A 16157-nucleotide genomic window follows, 5' to 3' on the forward strand; every position below is an offset into this window, starting at 1 on the left:
CGGCCGCGCTTCATCAAGATTTGGTAAAGCGCGGCCGGTCCTGATCGAGGCTCGAAATGGCTTTCGAGGCACGGCCACCTTACGTGATCAGGTCAGAACAGCACCCGTGCCAGCGCCGCACGCGCGGCCGTCACCCGGGGGTCGTCGGACCCGATCACCTCGAACAGCTCCAGCAGCCGCAGCCGCACGGTGTCGCGGTCCTCGCCCGCGGTGCGCCGCACGGTGTCCACCAGCCGGCCGAAGGCGTCCTCGACATGGCCGCCGACCAGGTCCAGGTCGGCCACGGCGACCTGCGCCGCCACGTCCGCCGGGGCGTCCGCCGCGGCCTTGCGGGCGGCCTGCGCGTCGACGCCCTGCACCCGCTGCAGCAACTCGGCCTGCGCCAGGCCCAGCTTCGCCTCGGTGTTGGCCGGCTCGTCCGAGAGCACGTTGCGGTACGCCTGGATCGCGCCACCGAGGTCGCCCTGGTCCAGCGCGTCGTGCGCCGCCGACAGCGCGAGCTCCTGCGGGGTGGGCGGCCGCTCCTCGGCGACCGGCGCCTCGACGCCGCCCTCGGCCGGTACGCCCGTGATGCCGAAGCGCTGCTCGGCCACGGCGACCAGCTGGTCCAGCACCTCGCGGATCTGGTCCTCGGGTGCGGCGCCCTGGAAGAGCGGCATGGCCTGGCCGGCCAGCACCGCGAACACCGCGGGGATGCCCTGCACGCCGAACTGCTGCACCAGCAGCTGGTTCGCGTACACGTCGATCTTCGCGACGACGATCCGGCCCGCGTAGGCGCCGGCGAGGTACTCCAGCGTGTCCTGCAACTGCACACTCGCGTCCGCGCGGTCGGTCCAGAAGTGGACGACGACCGGGACCTCGGTGGAGCGCTGCAGGACATCGCTCTCGAAGGTGGCCTCGGTGACCTCGGTCACCAGGGCGGGGGCGGCGGGCTCTCCCCCGTTGCGGGCGGCTTCCGCGCGGGCCTGCTCGGCCTTCGCCTTGGCCTCTCCGGCCGCCTTCACCGCGGCGAGGTCGACCACGCCGCTCATGGACATGTTCCGTGGCTGCATGAGACCAATCCTCCCCCCTCGTCGCGGTTCCCGGGGAATCGCCCCCCGAAAGCGCCACCTGCGGCGCGCGACGGTGACGCGCTGTCCGGCGCGAGGTCCCCTCCCGCGCGGCGGCCGCCACCCTTTCGATACGACCCGTAGCGTAACTGTACGGCCGCACCATACGCAACGGGGATAGGGTTCCCAGCCATGTGCGCGCGTGAAACAGGCAGAAGGACCGGACGCCCCCGCAGTGCGGAGGCCGACCGGGCGATCCTGGACGCCGCGCGGCAGGCCCTGGTCGAGCTCGGCTGGGGCAAGCTCACCATGGGCGACGTCGCGGCCCGCGCGCGCGTCGCCAAGACCACCCTCTACCGGCGCTGGGCGAACAAGAACGAGCTCGCCGTGGACGCGGTCGCCGCGCTCTTCGACGAGCTCGAACTGCCCGACCGCGGCAGCCTGCGGGCCGACGTGGAGGGCGTGGTCCTGCAGTTCGCGGCCCTGCTGGAGCAGCCCGCCACCAAGACCGCGCTCATGGCGGTGGTCGCCGAGGCCACCCACGACGAGGCACTGCGGCAGCGGATCCGGGAGGCGATCGTCGACCGGCAGAAGCGCCTGGTCATCGAGGGCCGCCGGCGCGCCCAGGAGCGCGGGGAGATCCCGCCGGACGACGGCGACCCCGCGCCGCAGATCGACCTGATCTTCGACGTGATCGCGGGCGCCGTGGTGCACCGCGCGCTCGTCAGCTGCGAACCGGTGGACGCCGACTGGGCGGCCCGCTTCACCACCGTCCTGCTGGGCGGGCTCGCGGCAGCGTCAACGTCCTAGCCGTCGCCGGGAGTTCGGCTTCCCTTTGCTCGAAGGAGCCGCGGCACCTCTTGCCCGCATGGCATGTCATCGTCATGATTACCGGCGGGTCATCTACTCGCATAGACAACCCGGCGGCCAGGCATGGCCGTTGCTCGGCGTTCCCTCGTTCCACCCTGTCAGCGCGCCCATTGATCGCTCGCCCCCAGGAGGATCGATCCACGTGAGACACCCTCACCCCGCTCGGCGCGGCGTCGTCGCCACCGTCGCCGCCTCGCTGATCGCCCTGACGGCCGCACAGAGCGCCACCGCGCTCCCCGCGTCCGCCACCCCGCGTGCCCACGCCCCGTCGTCCGCCGTCACCGTGGCGGAGGAACAGGCGGCGCGCGCCATCGCCGGCTCCCTCTCCGACGCCTCATGGCGCGCCCGCGTCCGCCACGCGGCGCTGGCCTCGGACGAGGTGGCCGTCACCGAGCTCGCCGGCCCGCAGCTGCGGCCCGCGCTCGCCGACGCCGACCGGCGGATCGCCGCCGCCAAGGGCCTCGGCGCGGACGTCGGTTCCCTGCTGCGGCTGCGGCTCGGGGACGACTCGATGCGCGGGGCGCTGGCCTCCGGCGTCACCCCGTGGGTGGCCGCGGCCAGTTCCGACGAGGACGTCCGCACCGTCACCGCCTACGACAGCCGGGGCCGGGCCCACCGCCTCGACGCCCGCAGCGCTCCCACCCACCCGGTGTACGTCGTCGACATCGACGGCTCCAAGGCACTGGCCGCGGGTCTGGACGTCCTCCAGTCGGAGCTGGGCCGCCAGGGTCTGACCTCGTCCGCCCGGCGCCCCGCGGCGCCGTCCTCCGCCTCGGCGGCCGCGGCCGGCTTCTGGACCACGCGCATCACCCAGGTCCGGCTCTCCGACGACGAGGAGCCGTGGGTCAAGGGCGACGCCGAGATCTACACCCTCGTCACGGGATTCGGCCAGGACGGCCTCGTGCGGGTCGACCCCGTCGACATGCCGTACCTGGACAACGACGGGACGACGTACAGCCCGAACCAGATCCTGGTCAACTGGTCGCTGTACAAGTACAACCTCGCCGACGCCGTGATGATGGAGGACGACGGCAGCACCAACTACCGCGACCTGGCCAAGGCCATTGCGGGAATCCTGCTGACCATCGCCGACCAGGGCACCTACATCCCGCTGGTGAACGCGGTCCTGGACGCCATCCCGGACGACTGGTGGACGGACGACCCGGACTACGTCGACTCCTGGTACACGCTGGCGCAGAGCGACAACGGCACCCGCTACGGCGCCCGCGGCAACGGCTGGATGACCCTCCAGCCGTACTTCGTCGAGCAGTTCTGAGCAGCGTGCCCGCCGCCCCCGGGCTTTTGGGGGCGGCGGGCACGGCAGCGGGGCCCGGCGGGAACACGCGCTGTTCCCGCCGGGCCCCGCGCGGTTCGTCAGAAGCGCGCGGGCTCCGTGTAGCTGCCCCACTCGTCGCGCAGGGCCCCGCAGATCTCGCCCAGGGTGGCCTCGGCCCGCACCGCGTCCAGCATCGGCCCGATCATGTTGCTGCCGTCCCGGGCGGCGGTCAGCATCGCCTCCAGCGCCTTGCGGACGGCCGCGTCGTCCCGCTCGCCCTTGCGGCCGGCGAGCACACGGACCTGCTCCCGCTCGACCTCGTGGCTGACCCGCAGGATCTCCAGGTCGCCCGTCACGGAGCCGGTGTGGCAGTTGACGCCGACGACCTTCTTGTCGCCCTTCTCCAGGGCGCGCTGGTACTCGAAGGCGGCCTCGGCGATCCGGCCGGTGAAGTAGCCGTCCTCGATGCCGCGCAGGATGCCCGAGGTGATCGGGCCCACCGCGTGCCTGCCGTCCGGCACGGCGCGGGCGCCGAGCTCCTTGATCTTGTCGAAGATCTTCTCCGCGTCCGCCTCGATGCGGTCGGTCAGCGCCTCGACGTACCAGGAACCGCCCAGCGGGTCGGCCACGTTGGCGACGCCGGTCTCCTCCATCAGCACCTGCTGCGTGCGCAGCGCGATCTCCGCCGCCTGGGCGCTGGGCAGCGCCAGCGTCTCGTCCAGGGCGTTGGTGTGCAGCGAGTTGGTGCCGCCGAGGACCGCGGCCAGGGCCTCGACGGCGGTACGCACGACGTTGTTGTACGGCTGCTGGGCGGTCAGCGAGACGCCGGCCGTCTGGGTGTGGAAGCGCAGCCACTGCGCCTTGTCGGTCTTCGCGCCGTACACGTCGCGCATCCAGCGGGCCCAGATCCGGCGCGCGGCGCGGAACTTGGCGATCTCCTCGAAGAAGTCCAGGTGGGCGTCGAAGAAGAAGGACAGGCCCGGCGCGAAGGTGTCGACGTCCAGACCGCGCGACAGGCCCAGCTCCACGTAGCCGAAGCCGTCGGCGAGGGTGTAGGCGAGCTCCTGCGCGGCCGTGGAACCGGCCTCGCGGATGTGGTAGCCGGAGACCGACAGCGGCTTGTACGCGGGGATGCCCGCCGCGCAGTGCTCCATCAGGTCGCCGATCAGGCGCAGGTGCGGCTCGGGGGCGAAGAGCCACTCCTTCTGCGCGATGTACTCCTTGAAGATGTCGGTCTGCAGGGTGCCGTTGAGCACGGCGGGGTCGACGCCCTGGCGCTCGGCGGCCACCAGGTACATGCAGAAGACCGGCACCGCGGGACCGGAGATCGTCATGGAGGTGGTGACGTCGCCGAGCGGGATGTCCTTGAAGAGGACCTCCATGTCGGCGGCGGAGTCGATGGCGACACCGCAGTGGCCGACCTCACCCAGCGAGCGGGGGTCGTCGGAGTCGCGTCCCATGAGGGTGGGCATGTCGAACGCGACGGACAGGCCGCCACCACCCGCCTCGAGGATCATCTTGTAGCGCTCGTTGGTCTGCTCGGCGTTGCCGAAACCGGCGAACTGGCGGATCGTCCACGTACGGCCCCGGTAACCCGTCGCGTGCAGACCGCGCGTGAAGGGGTACTCACCGGGCCAGCCGATCCGCTCGAAGCCGGGCACCTCGGCACCCGCGGGCGGGCCGTACACGGGCTCGACCGGGTCGCCGGAGAGGGTGGTGAAGTCGGCCTCGCGCTTGCGCGCGGTGTCGTAGCGCGCCTGCCAGCGGCTGCGCCCCTCCTCGATGGCTGCAGCGTCCATGCCGTGTCTCCGCCTCTCTCGCCTTCCGGGCCGGTCCCCGTACCACGAGGATGACCCCTACAAGGCGAAAATACTAGGACGTCCTAGTACCTGTCGACGGCGGAACCCCCCGTCCGTCGAACGAGGGGAGGAAACCGCAGGTCAGGCCGGTCTCAGACCTTGACGGGTTCACCCGCGGGGGCCACCAGCGGGGTGACCTCGCGGCTCACCTTGCGCTCGACGAAGAACGCGGCGGTGGGGATCGTCCCGGCCAGCAGCACCCACGCCAGCTTGCCGAGCGGCCACTTCGCCTTGGAGCCCAGGTCGAAGGCGAAGACCAGGTACAGGACGTACAGCCAGCCGTGGGCGATGCTGACGACCTTGGTGAAGCCCGCGGCGCCGTCGACCTCCAGCACGTACTTGGCGATCACGCCGATGGTCAGCAGCACCAGCAGCACGCCCGTCACGTAGGCGAGCACGCGGTACCGGGTCAGAACACTCTGCTTCATGCGGACGAGCGTAACCGGTGCGATTCCGGCGCTTCCCCCGGCCCCGGCCGTGGCGCGCGTCACTCCTCGAAGTCCCCCGCCGCTATGCGCAGCGGCCGCAGCAGGTCGAAGATCTCCGCGCACTGCTCGTCGTCGTACGCGCCGAGCCCGAACTTCATCCCCATGAGGTCCTCGGTGGCGGCCTCGCACACCTCGCGGCCCTTGACGGTGATGGAGGCGAGCGTGCCGCGCCCGTCGTTGGGGTTGGGCCGCTTGGCGACGAAGCCGGCGGCGACCAGCCGGTCGACGGTGTTGGTGACCGAGGTGGGGTGCACCATGAGGCGTTCGCCGATCTTGGACATCGGCAGCTCGCCCTCCTTGCTGAAGGCCAGCAGCACCAGGGCCTCGTAGCGCGCGAAGGTCAGCCCGTAGGGCTTGACGACGGAGTCGACCTGGGAGAGCAGGATCTGCTGGGCGCGCATGATCGACGTGATCGCGACCATCGAGGGCACGCGCCCCCAGCGCCGGGTCCAGATGTCGTCCGCACGGGCGATGGGGTCGAAGGGCAGGCTCAGCGGCTTGGGCACAGGCCCGAGCCTACCCGTCGGTCACATGCTGGGCAGCCGCGTCTCGCGGGGCGGGACGCCGCGCCTCACCGGCGCCACGGTGCGCGTGATCATACGCCGGGCTCCCGTCACACGTATTACCGCGGTGTTTCAGCCACCCGAGCCGCGGATCGTGACCGGAAAGCCGCCCTCCCCGGGGAGGGTTTCCCCTACTCGTGGGACGGAGTTGTCACCCTTTGGGCCGGGAGATGGCCGCATGGGCCGGGGCCACCGTCGCACGAACCGGCCAATGCATGAAGTGCACCTGTCATTAACCCGTCGTTCGGTGCGAGGCTCCTTGCCGCGCGGAACACCGCGCGTCCCCCACACCGCTCCGGGCGCCCACCTGCCCGGAGTCCTCGCCCGTCGCCCCCACGCGACGGGACCCAAGGAGTCACATTGCGCAAGAAGCTGGCATTCGGCACCCTTGCCGCCGCCTCGGCGCTCCTGGCCGGCGGTCTCCAGTCCTTCGCCGCGAACGCCCAGAGCGCCCCCACCGCTCCGGCCCTCGCCGCCGCCCACGCGCAGGCCCTGTCCGACGCCCGCGGCAAGGCCGCCGGCCTCGCCGGGAGCCTCGGGCTCGGCGACCGCGAGCAGCTGACCGTCAGGGACGTCGTCGTCGACCCCGACGGCACCCGTCACCTGCGCTACGACCGCACCTACGCCGGCCTGGAGGTGCTCGGCGGCGACCTGGTGGTGCACCAGGACAAGAGCGGCGCCACCCGGTCCGTCTCGCGCGCGGTCACCGCGAGGATCGCGCCCGCCACGCTCACGCCCTCCGTCACGGCCGCGGCCGCCGAGGAGAAGGCCGCGGCGACGGTCAAGGGCCTGCTGAAGACCCCGCTGGTCAAGGGCGAGGAGCCGCTGAAGGCGGTCGGGCAGGCCGCGGCCCCCGAGAAGGTCGTCTGGGCCGTCAGCGGCACGCCCCGCCTGGCGTACCGGACCGTGGTCCACGGCACCCAGGCCGACGGCACCCCCAGCGCGCTGAACGTCATCACCGACGCCGCCACCGGCGCCGTGATCCAAGCCTACGAGGGCATCCAGACCGGCAGCGGCACCGGCGTCCACGTGGGCTCGGTCCCGCTGACCACCACGAAGTCCGGCAGCACCTACACCCTCAAGGACGCGAGCCGCGGCGGCATCTACACCACGGACCTGAACAACCGCACCAGCGGGACGGGGACGACCTTCTCCGACACCGACGACGTCTGGGGCAACGGCTCCGCCTCCAACCGCCAGTCGGCGGCCGTGGACGCGCAGTTCGGCGCGGCGGCGACGTGGGACTTCTACAAGAACACCTTCAGCCGCTCCGGCATCCGCAACGACGGCAAGGGCTCCCTGTCGCGCGCCCACTACGGCAGCAACTACGTCAACGCCTTCTGGGACGACAGCTGCTTCTGCATGACCTACGGCGACGGCTCGGGCAACACCCACCCGCTGACCGCACTCGACGTCGCGGGCCACGAGATATCCCACGGCGTCACCAGCGCCACGGCCGGCCTGACCTACTCCGGCGAGTCCGGCGGCCTCAACGAGGCCACCTCCGACATCTTCGGCACCATGGTCGAGTTCTACGCCAACCTGGCCTCCGACACCCCCGACTACCTCATCGGCGAGAAGATCGACATCAACGGCGACGGCAGCCCGCTGCGGTACATGGACAAGCCGTCCAAGGACGGCGCCTCCGCCGACTACTGGTCGTCCTCGGTGAAGAACCTCGACGTCCATTACTCGTCGGGCGTGGCCAACCACTTCTTCTACCTGCTCTCGGAGGGCAGCGGCGCCAAGACCGTCAACGGCGTCAGCTACAACAGCCCGACGAAGAACGGCTCCACCGTCACCGGCATCGGCCGCGCCAAGGCCGCCGCCATCTGGTACCGCGCGCTGACGGTGTACTTCACCTCGTCCACCAACTACACCAAGGCCCGCACCGCGACCCTGAACGCGGCCAAGGACCTGTACGGCAGCGGCTCCGCCGAGTACAACGCGGTCGCCGCCGCGTGGACCGGGGTCAACGTCACCTGACCCGGGGCCGGTTGACCCGACCGGCACCCCCATCACCCGTGGTGCCGCGGACCGCCCCATACGGTCCGCGGCACCACGAGCACGCGTACCCGCCCCGGCCCCCTCACACCCCGCCGACGGCAGTCCCCCGCACCCGCGCCAGCACCAGCAGGACGCACACCGTCCCCGCACCCCCCGCCACCGCCGTCACCGCATGCGGCCGGACGAACTCCGCCGCCCCACCCGCCACCGCCATCCCCAGACCCTGGATCGTCATCAACCCCGCCGACTGCAACGTCATCGCCCGCCCCCGCAACCCCTCCGGCACCGCCGCCACGAACCACTGAGCTGAACCTCCCCCGGCCGCCCTCGCACCGCTCGGCCCCAAGGGGCCTCACCGGCTTCGGACGCCTGCGCCGGGCTCCGCCCGGCCCCCTCACACCCCGCCGACGGCAGTCCCCCGCACCCGCGCCAGCACCAGCAGGACGCACACCGTCCCCGCACCCCCCGCCACCGCCGTCACCGCATGCGGCCGGACGAACTCCGCCGCCCCACCCGCCACCGCCATCCCCAGACCCTGGATCGTCATCAACCCCGCCGACTGCAACGTCATCGCCCGCCCCCGCAACCCCTCCGGCACCGCCGCCACGAACCACTGATCGAGGCCGAGGGTGTAGGCGGCCGTCAGCCCCGTGGTGAACATCGCGGCGACGGCCAGGGGCAGCGAGGGGCGCAGGGCGAAGAGGGCGTACGGGAGGAGGGAGCACGCGGCGAGGGGGACGGTGAGGCGGGCGCGCGCGGCCGGGGGCAGGAAGGCGCCCGCGAGGAGTTCGCCGAGGACGGTGCCGACGGGCATCGCGGCCATGAAGAGGCCGAGGCCCGGGGTGCCGGCGCCGATGGAGTCGGTGTACGGGGCCGCGAGCGCCTCCGGGAACACCACGAAGAACGGCTGGATCCAGCAGAGCAGCAGCAGGGACCGCACCCGGGGGTCCCGCAGCAGGCGGCCGCTGCCGCCGGCGGAGCGCGCCGCGCCGCCGCCGCGCGCGGGGCGCCGCGCGGTGCCGAGGCGCAGCAGCAGGGCGGAGCCCAGGAAGGCCGCCACGGTGATCGCCAGCGCGGCCCGGGGCGGCAGGAGGACCAGCAGGAACCCGCCGACGCCGAAGCCCACGATCTGCGCGCCCTGGGCGACCATGCGGATCAGGGACCGGCCCAGCACGAAGGTGTCGCCGGGCAGGATGTCGGCCAGGCTCGCGGCCCGGGTGCCGGTGAACACCGGGGCGATCATCGCCATCACGCACCGCAGGCCGAGCAGGACCGCGATCGGCGTCCCGGGCAGCACCATCCCGGCCGCGCACGCTGCGCACAGCAGGTCGCACACGACCAGCACCCGGCGCGGCGGGAAGCGGTCGGAGATCCCGGCGAGCAGGGTGCCGCTGAGCGCGTACGGCACGAAGCCGAGCGCGAAGGTGAGCGCGGTCAGCAGCGGCGACCCGGTGAGCCGGAAGACCAGCACGGACAGCGCGATCTCGGCGACCACGGTGCCCTGGAGCGACAGTACGTGTGCCGCGTAGACCGCCCGGAACTCCCGTACGGCGAAGACCGCGCGGTAGCCGCGCCCGGCGGCCGGGCCCGCCGCGGTGGTGTCGGTGTTCAGCGTCATGGGCGCAGCCTGGCGGCCGGGACGGGGCACGCCGTAGTGTTTCGGCTCCAGCCGAAAGTCGAGGAGCAGGGGTCCGCCGTGCCGTTCCGTATGCGCTTCGGACCGGACGACCTGTTGCGCTGCCGGTTCGCGCTCTCCCCGCTGTGGGAGACCGAGGGGGCCGTCCGCACCCTGAAGGAGCCCGGGCTGCAGACGTACCACGTGCCGTGGTTGCGGCAGACCCGTGAGGCGGCCCGGGCCCTCGACCTCACCCCGCTGTGGCTGCTGATGCCCCGCCCCGGCCACAGCCCGGACTTCCTCTGCCCGCCCCCGCTGGGCCCGTCGGCGGCCATCGAGGACGAGCTCGCCCGGGTACGGGCCACCGATCCGGAGGTCGCCCGGCAGGACATGGCCCGTTCGCTGGCGGACACCCCGGGCGCCGCCGACAGCCCGCGCGGCCGGGCGATGCTGGCCGACCCGGCGCGCGCGGTGCGGGAACTGGCGGATCTGTACGAGCGGGCCTGGGAGACGCTGGTGGCGCCGTACTGGCCCCGGTTGCGTGCCGTGCTGGAGGCCGACATCGCCTTCCGCGCACGCCGGCTGGCCGACGGCGGGCTGACGGGCCTCTTCGCCGACCTCCATCCCTCGCTGAGCTGGGCGGACGGCACCCTCACGCTGCACAAGCCGACGGAGCACGACCGGGACCTGGGCGGCGACGGCCTGGTCCTGGCGCCCAGCGTCTTCGTGTGGCCGGACCTCGCGGCGGGCTTCGACCCGCCCTGGCAGGGCACCGTCGTCTATCCGGCGCGCGGCATCGGCGGCCTGTGGCAGACCCCGCAGGCCGCCTCCGGGGCCCTGGTGCGGCTGCTCGGCGCCAACCGGGCGGCCATCCTCGGCGGTCTGGGCGAGCCGGCGACCACGACCGCGCTCGCCCACCGGCACGGCCTCGCCGTGTCATCGGTGTCGGCGCACCTGTCGGTCCTGCGGGACGCAGGGTTGCTCACCTCGCGCCGCTACGGCCACCAGGTGCTGTACGAGCGCACCCCGCTGGGCAGCGCGCTGGCCGGCGACTGACCGCCGGGACGCGGAACGCCGCGGGGTGCGGAACGGCTACTGCGCGAGGTGCCGCTCGACGGTCTCCACCTTGGAGGTGAGCCCGTCGGTGACGCCGGGCCGGATGTCGGCCTTGAGGACCACCGAGACGCGCGGTGCCCGGGCCTCGACGGCTGCCACGGCGCGCTTGACGACATCCATGACCTCGTCCCATTCGCCCTCGATGGAGGTGAACATCGCGTCGGTGCGGTGGGGCAGCCCCGACTCGCGCACCACACGGACCGCGTCGGCCACGTACGCGCCGACGTCCTCGCCGACGCCGAGCGGGGTGACGGAGAAGGCGACGATCATGCCTCGACCACGCCTTCCTTGAGCTCCTTGCGCGCGCGGGCGGCGATGACACCGGCCTCGGCCTCGCGGCGGAGCCTGCGCTCGGCGAAGAAGCCGCCAGTGGGGAGGACGGACAGCACGAAGTACAGCGCGGCGCGGCCGAGCGGCCACTTGGCACGGTTCCAGGCGTCCAGCCAGAACACGACGTAGAGCACGAAGAGGACGCCGTGGATCATGCCCATGACGGGGACCGCGTTGAAGTCCGTGGTGCGCTTGAGCACCGAGCAGACCAGCAGGAGCAGGAAGGAGACCGCCTCTGGGGCGGAGACCAGGCGGAGCCGGTTCAGGGCGGAGGCGGTCTTGATGTCCACGGGACCTCACTATCGGGACAGGGACTGCGGCGGGCGTGGGCACTGCGATCGAGTGTTTGTGAATGCGATCACAAGTGTTCCGCCCATTATCACCCGGCCCTCCGGCCGCCCCGCCCCCGGGGCCCCCGGGGGAACAGGTGAACCATCGGCGCGCGGGACGCGTCCCCCTCCACGACGGAAGACGAACCGCCCTCTCGAGGAAGAAGCGGGATGAAGCTGGACTGGGACCGCCGGCACTGCGCCCGGCGCGGGCACATCACGTACGCGCCCGACGAGGCGCACCTGCGGGAGCGGCTGCGCGCCGACACCGCGCTGGGAGAAGTGTGGCGCTGCCTGCGCTGCGGCGACTTCGCCCTGGGCGCGCCGCACGGCTCGGGCCCGGCCGACCGGGCGCCCGAGGTGCCGCGCGGCCGGGCGCTGCGCGACCTGTTCATCCTGCGCTTCCTGGCGGTCGAGCGGCTGCTGCGGGGGGCGTTCATCGTCGTCGCGGCCTGGGCCGTGTGGCGGTTCAGCAACTCGCAGGACTCGGTGCGCCGGTTCTTCGAGGAGAACCTCACCGTCTTCCGCCCGGTCTTCCGGCACTTCCACTACGACCTCGACCACTCCCCCGTCGTGGACACCATCCGCCGCACCTTCGAGTACCGGCACTCGACGCTGCTGATCGTGGCGGGCGCGCTGCTCGCGTACGCGGTGATCGAGATCGTCGAGGCCGTCGGCCTGTGGGCGGCCAAGCGGTGGGCGGAGTACCTGACGGTGGTGGCGACCGCGGCCTTCCTGCCGCTGGAGGTCTGGGAGCTCACCGAGAAGGTGAGCTACCTCAAGATCGGCACGCTGGTCCTCAACGTCCTCGCCGTCCTCTACATCCTGCTCTCCAAGCGGCTGTTCGGGCTGCGCGGCGGTCACACGGCCTTCGAGGCCGAGCGCCGCGGCGCCTCGCTGCTGGAGGTCGAGGAGGCGGCGGGAGCGCCGCACGGAACCACTGCACCCCATGTGACGCGGACCCTGGTGACGGGTTCCTCCCGGACGGATACGGTCTGACCCGTGGCTCAGTTTCGATTGCAGGGCAGCAAGGTGCTCGCCGTGGACATGGCCGGCGACGCCGTCAAGGCGAAGAACGGCTCGATGGTCGCGTACGACGGCCAGATGAGCTTCAAGAAGATGTCCGGGGGCGGTGAGGGCCTGCGCGGCATGGTCACCCGGCGGCTGACCGGGGAGTCGATGGAGGTCATGGAGGTGCGCGGGCAGGGCACCTGCTACTTCGCCGACCGCGCGAGCGAGATCAACCTCGTCCGCCTGAACGGGGAGAAGCTGTACGTCGAGGCCAGCAACCTGCTCGCCACCGAGGCGGCGCTGCGCACCGGCACCACCTTCACCGGCCTGCGCGGTGCCTCGCAGGGCAACGGCCTGTTCACCACCACGGTGGAGGGCGTCGGCCAGGCGGCGATCACCTCCGACGGCCCGGCCGTGGTGCTGCGCGTCGCCCCCGGCCTGCCGCTGCAGGTGGACCCGGGCGCGTACGTGGCGCACACCGGCAACCTCCAGCAGCACTTCCAGGCGGGCATCAGCTGGCGGTCGGTGATCGGCGAGTCGGGCGGCGAGTCCTTCCAGATCCGCTTCGAGGGCGACGGCCTGGTGTACGTCCAGCCCAGCGAGCGCAACACCATCGGGGGGCAGGTCTGATGCCGTTCACCCGCGTCAACTCCAAGATGGTCGAGGCCCAGGTGCTGCCGGGCCAGCGGCTGTTCAGCCAGCGCGGCGCGATGCTGGCCTACCGGGGGAACGTGAGCTTCACCCCCAACGTGCAGGGCGGCCAGGGCGGCATCGGCTCGATGATCGGCCGCCGGCTCGCCAACGAGGCGACGCCGCTGATGACCGTCGAGGGCCACGGCTCGGTGATGTTCGGCCACGGTGGCCACCACGTGCACTGCGTCGACCTGACCGGCGACACCCTGTACGTCGAGGCGGACCGGCTGCTGGCCTTCGACGGCTCGCTGCGGCAGGGCACGATGTTCATGGGGTCCCAGGGCGGCGTCATGGGCGTCATCCGCGGTCAGGTCACCGGTCAGGGCCTGTTCACCACGACCCTGCAGGGGCACGGCGCGGTCGCGGTGATGGCCCACGGCGGCGTCATCGAGCTGCCGATCACCCCGCAGCGCCCGGTGCACGTCGACCCCCAGGCGTACGTCGCCCACCGCGGCGACGTACGCAACAAGCTGTCCACCGCGCTCGGCTGGCGCGACATGGTGGGCCGCGGTTCCGGTGAGGCGTTCCAGCTGGAGCTGTCGGGGCAGGGCACGGTCTACGTGCAGGCGAGTGAGGAGAAGCTGTGAGCACCGGACCCGTCGTCCACGACCCGTACACCCTGCCGGTCGACGACAACGTCAACCCCTACGCCTTCAGCGTCGACCTGAAGGGCCAGTGGTTCCTGCAGAAGGGGAAGATGATCGCCTACTACGGGCAGATCAGCTTCCACGGCATCGGCCACGGCGCCCTCGACGGCCTGATCCGCAGCAACTTCCACTCCCCGCTGCACGCCTCGGACTGGGTGGTCGCCGAGGGCCAGGGCAAGATGATCCTCGCCGACCGGGCGTTCGACGTGAACTCCTTCGACCTGGAGGACGGCAACCTGACCATCCGGTCGGGCAACTTGCTGGCCTTCCAGCCGGGCCTGTCGCTCAAGCAGTCGATCATCCCGGGCTTCCTCACCCTGATCGGCACGGGGAAGTTCGTGGCGGCCTCCAACGGAGCCGTGCACTTCGTCGAGCCTCCGGTCCGTGTCGACCCGCAGGCGCTGGTGGGATGGGCGGACTGCCCCTCCCCCTGCCACCATTACGACCACGGGTACATGCGCGGCGTACTGGGCGGCCTGCGGGCGCTGACCGGCGTCGGCGGCACCTCGGGCGAGGAGCACCAGTTCGAGTTCGTCGGCGCGGGGCAGGTGCTGCTCCAGTCGAGCGAGGTCCTCATGCCCGAGCAGGCCACGGGCGCGGTCCCGCACGAGGCCGGCGTCCCGGGCGGCGGAGCGGGCGCCCCGGGCATGCCTCAGGGCGTGCCGAGGCTCCCGGGACAGCTCGGGGACCTGCAGCGCCGCTTCGGTCTGTGAAGCTACCGACACGTATCGGGACCCCGAATAATCCGGATTTCAACTTTCTGGGTATAATTCCATCATGGAGACAGAGACCGGCACCCTTTGGCTGACCGCCGACGAGCAGCGCACCTGGCGCATCCACCTGGAGGTCAGCAAGTTGCTGACCCACCAGCTCGAACGGGACCTGCAGCCGTTCGGTCTGACGTACAACGACTACGAGATCCTGGTGAACCTCTCGGAGTCGCCCGAGCACCGCATGCGGATGAGCGACCTGGCCCGTGCCACCCTGCAGTCCAAGAGCCGGCTGTCCCACCAGATCAGCCGGATGGAGACCGCGGGCCTGGTCCGCCGCGAGAACTGCGAGTCCGACCGGCGCGGACTGTTCGCCGTCCTCACCGAGGACGGCTGGGAGACCATGCGCAAGGTCGCCCCGCACCACGTCGTCGCCGTCCGGGAGCACTTCATCGACCTGCTCCCGGCCGAGGACCTGGCAGCACTGCGCAGGGCCCTCCACCCCGTCGCGGACCACCTGCGCGCGGTGCGCGGCAAGGCCTGACCCACCCGGCGGCCCGTTCGCCCGCGCCCCCGGGCGCGGGCGTCAGGCCTGCTCGGTGAGGCCGGCGACCAGTTCGTCGGCGGCGGCGTACGGGTCCAGCTCGCCCGCGACGATGCGCTCGGCGAGCGCGCCGAGGCGGCGGTCGCCGTGGAGGTCGCCGATGCGCTCGCGCAGCGTGGTGACGGCGATGTGCTCGACCTCCAGGGCCGCGCGGCGCAGCCGGCGCTCCGCGAGCACGCCGTGCTCCTCCATCCAGGCCCGGTGCTTCTCCAGGGCCTCGACCACCTCGTCGATGCCCTCCCCGCGGGCGGCGACCGTCTTGACGATCGGGGGGCGCCAGTCGCCCGGCCCGCGGGCCTCGCCCAGGCCCAGCATGTGGTTGAGCTCGCGGGCGGTCGCCTCGGCACCGTCCCGGTCGGCCTTGTTGACGACGTACACGTCGCCGATCTCGAGGATGCCGGCCTTCGCCGCCTGGATGCCGTCGCCCATGCCCGGCGCCAGCAGCACCACGCAGGTGTCGGCCTGGGCGGCGATCTCCACCTCGGACTGGCCGACGCCGACGGTCTCCACCAGGATCACGTCGCAGCCGGCCGCGTCGAGCACGCGGATCGCCTGCGGCGCCGCCCAGGCCAGACCACCCAGGTGGCCGCGGGTGGCCATGGAGCGGATGTAGACGCCGGGGTCGGAGGCGTGGTCGCTCATCCGGACCCGGTCGCCGAGCAGGGCTCCCCCGCTGAACGGCGAGGAGGGGTCCACGGCCAGCACCCCGACCCGCTTCCCGGCCCGCCGGTACGCCGAGACCAGCGCGGACGTCGACGTGGACTTGCCGACGCCCGGTGAGCCGGTCAGGCCGACCACGTACGCGCCACCGGTCAGCGGCGCGAGCGCGGCCATCACCTCCCGCAGCTGCGGGGACGCCCCCTCCACCAGTGAGATCAGCCGGGCGACCGCCCGCGGGCGGCCCTGCCGTGCCTGCTCCACCAGGGTGGGGACGTCCATCGCTGTGCTCCTCTTTTTTTCAGGGCTCGGTTCGCCTCCGGTGCGCTCAGC

General features: G+C 72.2%; 17 protein-coding genes and 1 pseudogene. 9 read left to right on the forward strand and 9 right to left on the reverse strand.

Going from position 1 to position 16157, the window contains the following annotated elements; all coding sequences use genetic code 11:
* Positions 1–92: 92 nt before the first annotated feature.
* Entirely contained in the window at positions 93–1052 is a 960-nt protein-coding gene (locus ABZ312_RS02895; protein ID WP_500325293.1) for a tetratricopeptide repeat protein, read from the reverse strand.
* A gap of 189 nt (positions 1053–1241) precedes the next feature.
* On the opposite strand from ABZ312_RS02895, the gene ABZ312_RS02900 reads away from it, so the two are divergent.
* On the forward strand, positions 1242–1859 hold the full coding sequence (locus ABZ312_RS02900; protein ID WP_500325295.1) for a TetR/AcrR family transcriptional regulator: 618 nt from the start codon (positions 1242–1244) through the stop codon (positions 1857–1859).
* Between the two features lie 202 nt (positions 1860–2061).
* Complete coding sequence (locus tag ABZ312_RS02905; protein ID WP_500436283.1) at positions 2062–3195, forward strand: DUF3103 family protein; 1134 nt, start codon at positions 2062–2064, stop codon at positions 3193–3195.
* A 98-nt stretch (positions 3196–3293) separates the two neighbouring features.
* On the opposite strand, the gene icmA is transcribed toward ABZ312_RS02905, so the two are convergent.
* The 3 genes from icmA to ABZ312_RS02920 all read right to left on the reverse strand — a co-directional run bounded on the left by icmA (position 3294) and on the right by ABZ312_RS02920 (position 6048).
* Positions 3294–4994: a coenzyme B12-dependent isobutyryl-CoA mutase large subunit gene (gene icmA / locus ABZ312_RS02910; RefSeq protein WP_500325299.1), complete on the reverse strand. Its 1701-nt coding sequence runs from the start codon at positions 4992–4994 to the stop codon at positions 3294–3296.
* Between the two features lie 152 nt (positions 4995–5146).
* A complete protein-coding gene (locus ABZ312_RS02915; protein ID WP_500325301.1) occupies positions 5147–5482 on the reverse strand; it encodes a DUF3817 domain-containing protein in 336 nt (111 codons plus the stop codon).
* A gap of 59 nt (positions 5483–5541) precedes the next feature.
* On the reverse strand, positions 5542–6048 hold the full coding sequence (locus tag ABZ312_RS02920; protein WP_499514067.1) for a MarR family winged helix-turn-helix transcriptional regulator: 507 nt from the start codon (positions 6046–6048) through the stop codon (positions 5542–5544).
* 417 nt (positions 6049–6465) lie between these two features.
* On the opposite strand from ABZ312_RS02920, the gene ABZ312_RS02925 reads away from it, so the two are divergent.
* Positions 6466–8091 carry a M4 family metallopeptidase gene (locus ABZ312_RS02925; RefSeq protein WP_500436285.1) on the forward strand — a complete coding sequence of 542 codons (1626 nt, stop codon included), beginning with the start codon at positions 6466–6468 and terminating at the stop codon, positions 8089–8091.
* A gap of 103 nt (positions 8092–8194) precedes the next feature.
* Here the strand turns inward: ABZ312_RS02925 and ABZ312_RS02930 are convergent.
* Both ABZ312_RS02930 and ABZ312_RS02935 read right to left on the reverse strand, forming a co-directional pair.
* Positions 8195–8434: pseudogene (locus ABZ312_RS02930) on the reverse strand (MFS transporter); the annotation flags it as partial.
* A 72-nt stretch (positions 8435–8506) separates the two neighbouring features.
* Positions 8507–9730: an MFS transporter gene (locus tag ABZ312_RS02935; protein WP_500436287.1), complete on the reverse strand. Its 1224-nt coding sequence runs from the start codon at positions 9728–9730 to the stop codon at positions 8507–8509.
* A gap of 78 nt (positions 9731–9808) precedes the next feature.
* Here ABZ312_RS02935 and ABZ312_RS02940 point away from each other — a divergent pair, with 78 nt between their 5' ends.
* Positions 9809–10783: an ArsR/SmtB family transcription factor gene (locus ABZ312_RS02940; protein ID WP_500436289.1), complete on the forward strand. Its 975-nt coding sequence runs from the start codon at positions 9809–9811 to the stop codon at positions 10781–10783.
* Positions 10784–10819: 36 nt separating this feature from the next.
* On the opposite strand, the gene ABZ312_RS02945 is transcribed toward ABZ312_RS02940, so the two are convergent.
* Positions 10820–11113, reverse strand: coding sequence for an MTH1187 family thiamine-binding protein (locus ABZ312_RS02945; protein ID WP_500325309.1), 294 nt, complete (start codon positions 11111–11113; stop codon positions 10820–10822).
* Entirely contained in the window at positions 11110–11463 is a 354-nt protein-coding gene (locus tag ABZ312_RS02950; protein ID WP_500325311.1) for a DUF3817 domain-containing protein, read from the reverse strand. The genes ABZ312_RS02945 and ABZ312_RS02950 overlap by 4 nt, the downstream gene beginning before the upstream one ends.
* 210 nt (positions 11464–11673) lie before the next feature.
* Here ABZ312_RS02950 and ABZ312_RS02955 point away from each other — a divergent pair, with 210 nt between their 5' ends.
* The 5 genes from ABZ312_RS02955 (at position 11674) to ABZ312_RS02975 (ending at position 15107) form a co-directional block, all read left to right on the forward strand.
* Positions 11674–12501: a DUF2127 domain-containing protein gene (locus tag ABZ312_RS02955; protein ID WP_500325313.1), complete on the forward strand. Its 828-nt coding sequence runs from the start codon at positions 11674–11676 to the stop codon at positions 12499–12501.
* A gap of 3 nt (positions 12502–12504) precedes the next feature.
* A complete protein-coding gene (locus ABZ312_RS02960) occupies positions 12505–13143 on the forward strand; it encodes an AIM24 family protein (RefSeq protein ID WP_500325314.1) in 639 nt (212 codons plus the stop codon).
* Entirely contained in the window at positions 13143–13793 is a 651-nt protein-coding gene (locus ABZ312_RS02965) for an AIM24 family protein (RefSeq protein WP_499514059.1), read from the forward strand. Before ABZ312_RS02960 ends, ABZ312_RS02965 begins: the two co-directional genes overlap by 1 nt.
* Entirely contained in the window at positions 13790–14566 is a 777-nt protein-coding gene (locus tag ABZ312_RS02970) for an AIM24 family protein (protein WP_500325318.1), read from the forward strand. The genes ABZ312_RS02965 and ABZ312_RS02970 overlap by 4 nt, the downstream gene beginning before the upstream one ends.
* 64 nt (positions 14567–14630) lie before the next feature.
* Positions 14631–15107, forward strand: a complete 477-nt coding sequence (locus ABZ312_RS02975) for a MarR family winged helix-turn-helix transcriptional regulator (protein WP_500325319.1) — start codon at positions 14631–14633, stop codon at positions 15105–15107.
* Positions 15108–15149: 42 nt separating this feature from the next.
* Here the strand turns inward: ABZ312_RS02975 and meaB are convergent, their stop codons facing one another.
* Complete coding sequence (gene meaB, locus ABZ312_RS02980; RefSeq protein ID WP_499514056.1) at positions 15150–16106, reverse strand: methylmalonyl Co-A mutase-associated GTPase MeaB; 957 nt, start codon at positions 16104–16106, stop codon at positions 15150–15152.
* Positions 16107–16157 lie beyond the last annotated feature (51 nt).

The sequence above is a fragment of the Streptomyces sp. NPDC006207 genome (assembly GCF_040613835.1).
Lineage (GTDB): Bacteria > Actinomycetota > Actinomycetes > Streptomycetales > Streptomycetaceae > Actinacidiphila.

Bases quoted from the DNA above. Each gene is read 5' to 3' on its own strand.
- ABZ312_RS02895 (WP_500325293.1), bottom strand. From the start codon at position 1,052: ATGCAGCCACGGAACATGTCCATGAGCGGCGTGGTCGACCTCGCCGCG.
- ABZ312_RS02900 (WP_500325295.1), top strand. From the start codon at position 1,242: ATGTGCGCGCGTGAAACAGGCAGAAGGACCGGACGCCCCCGCAGTGCG.
- icmA (WP_500325299.1), bottom strand. From the start codon at position 4,994: ATGGACGCTGCAGCCATCGAGGAGGGGCGCAGCCGCTGGCAGGCGCGC.
- ABZ312_RS02915 (WP_500325301.1), bottom strand. From the start codon at position 5,482: ATGAAGCAGAGTGTTCTGACCCGGTACCGCGTGCTCGCCTACGTGACG.
- ABZ312_RS02935 (WP_500436287.1), bottom strand. From the start codon at position 9,730: ATGACGCTGAACACCGACACCACCGCGGCGGGCCCGGCCGCCGGGCGC.
- ABZ312_RS02945 (WP_500325309.1), bottom strand. From the start codon at position 11,113: ATGATCGTCGCCTTCTCCGTCACCCCGCTCGGCGTCGGCGAGGACGTC.
- ABZ312_RS02955 (WP_500325313.1), top strand. From the start codon at position 11,674: ATGAAGCTGGACTGGGACCGCCGGCACTGCGCCCGGCGCGGGCACATC.
- ABZ312_RS02965 (WP_499514059.1), top strand. From the start codon at position 13,143: ATGCCGTTCACCCGCGTCAACTCCAAGATGGTCGAGGCCCAGGTGCTG.
- ABZ312_RS02975 (WP_500325319.1), top strand. From the start codon at position 14,631: ATGGAGACAGAGACCGGCACCCTTTGGCTGACCGCCGACGAGCAGCGC.
- meaB (WP_499514056.1), bottom strand. From the start codon at position 16,106: ATGGACGTCCCCACCCTGGTGGAGCAGGCACGGCAGGGCCGCCCGCGG.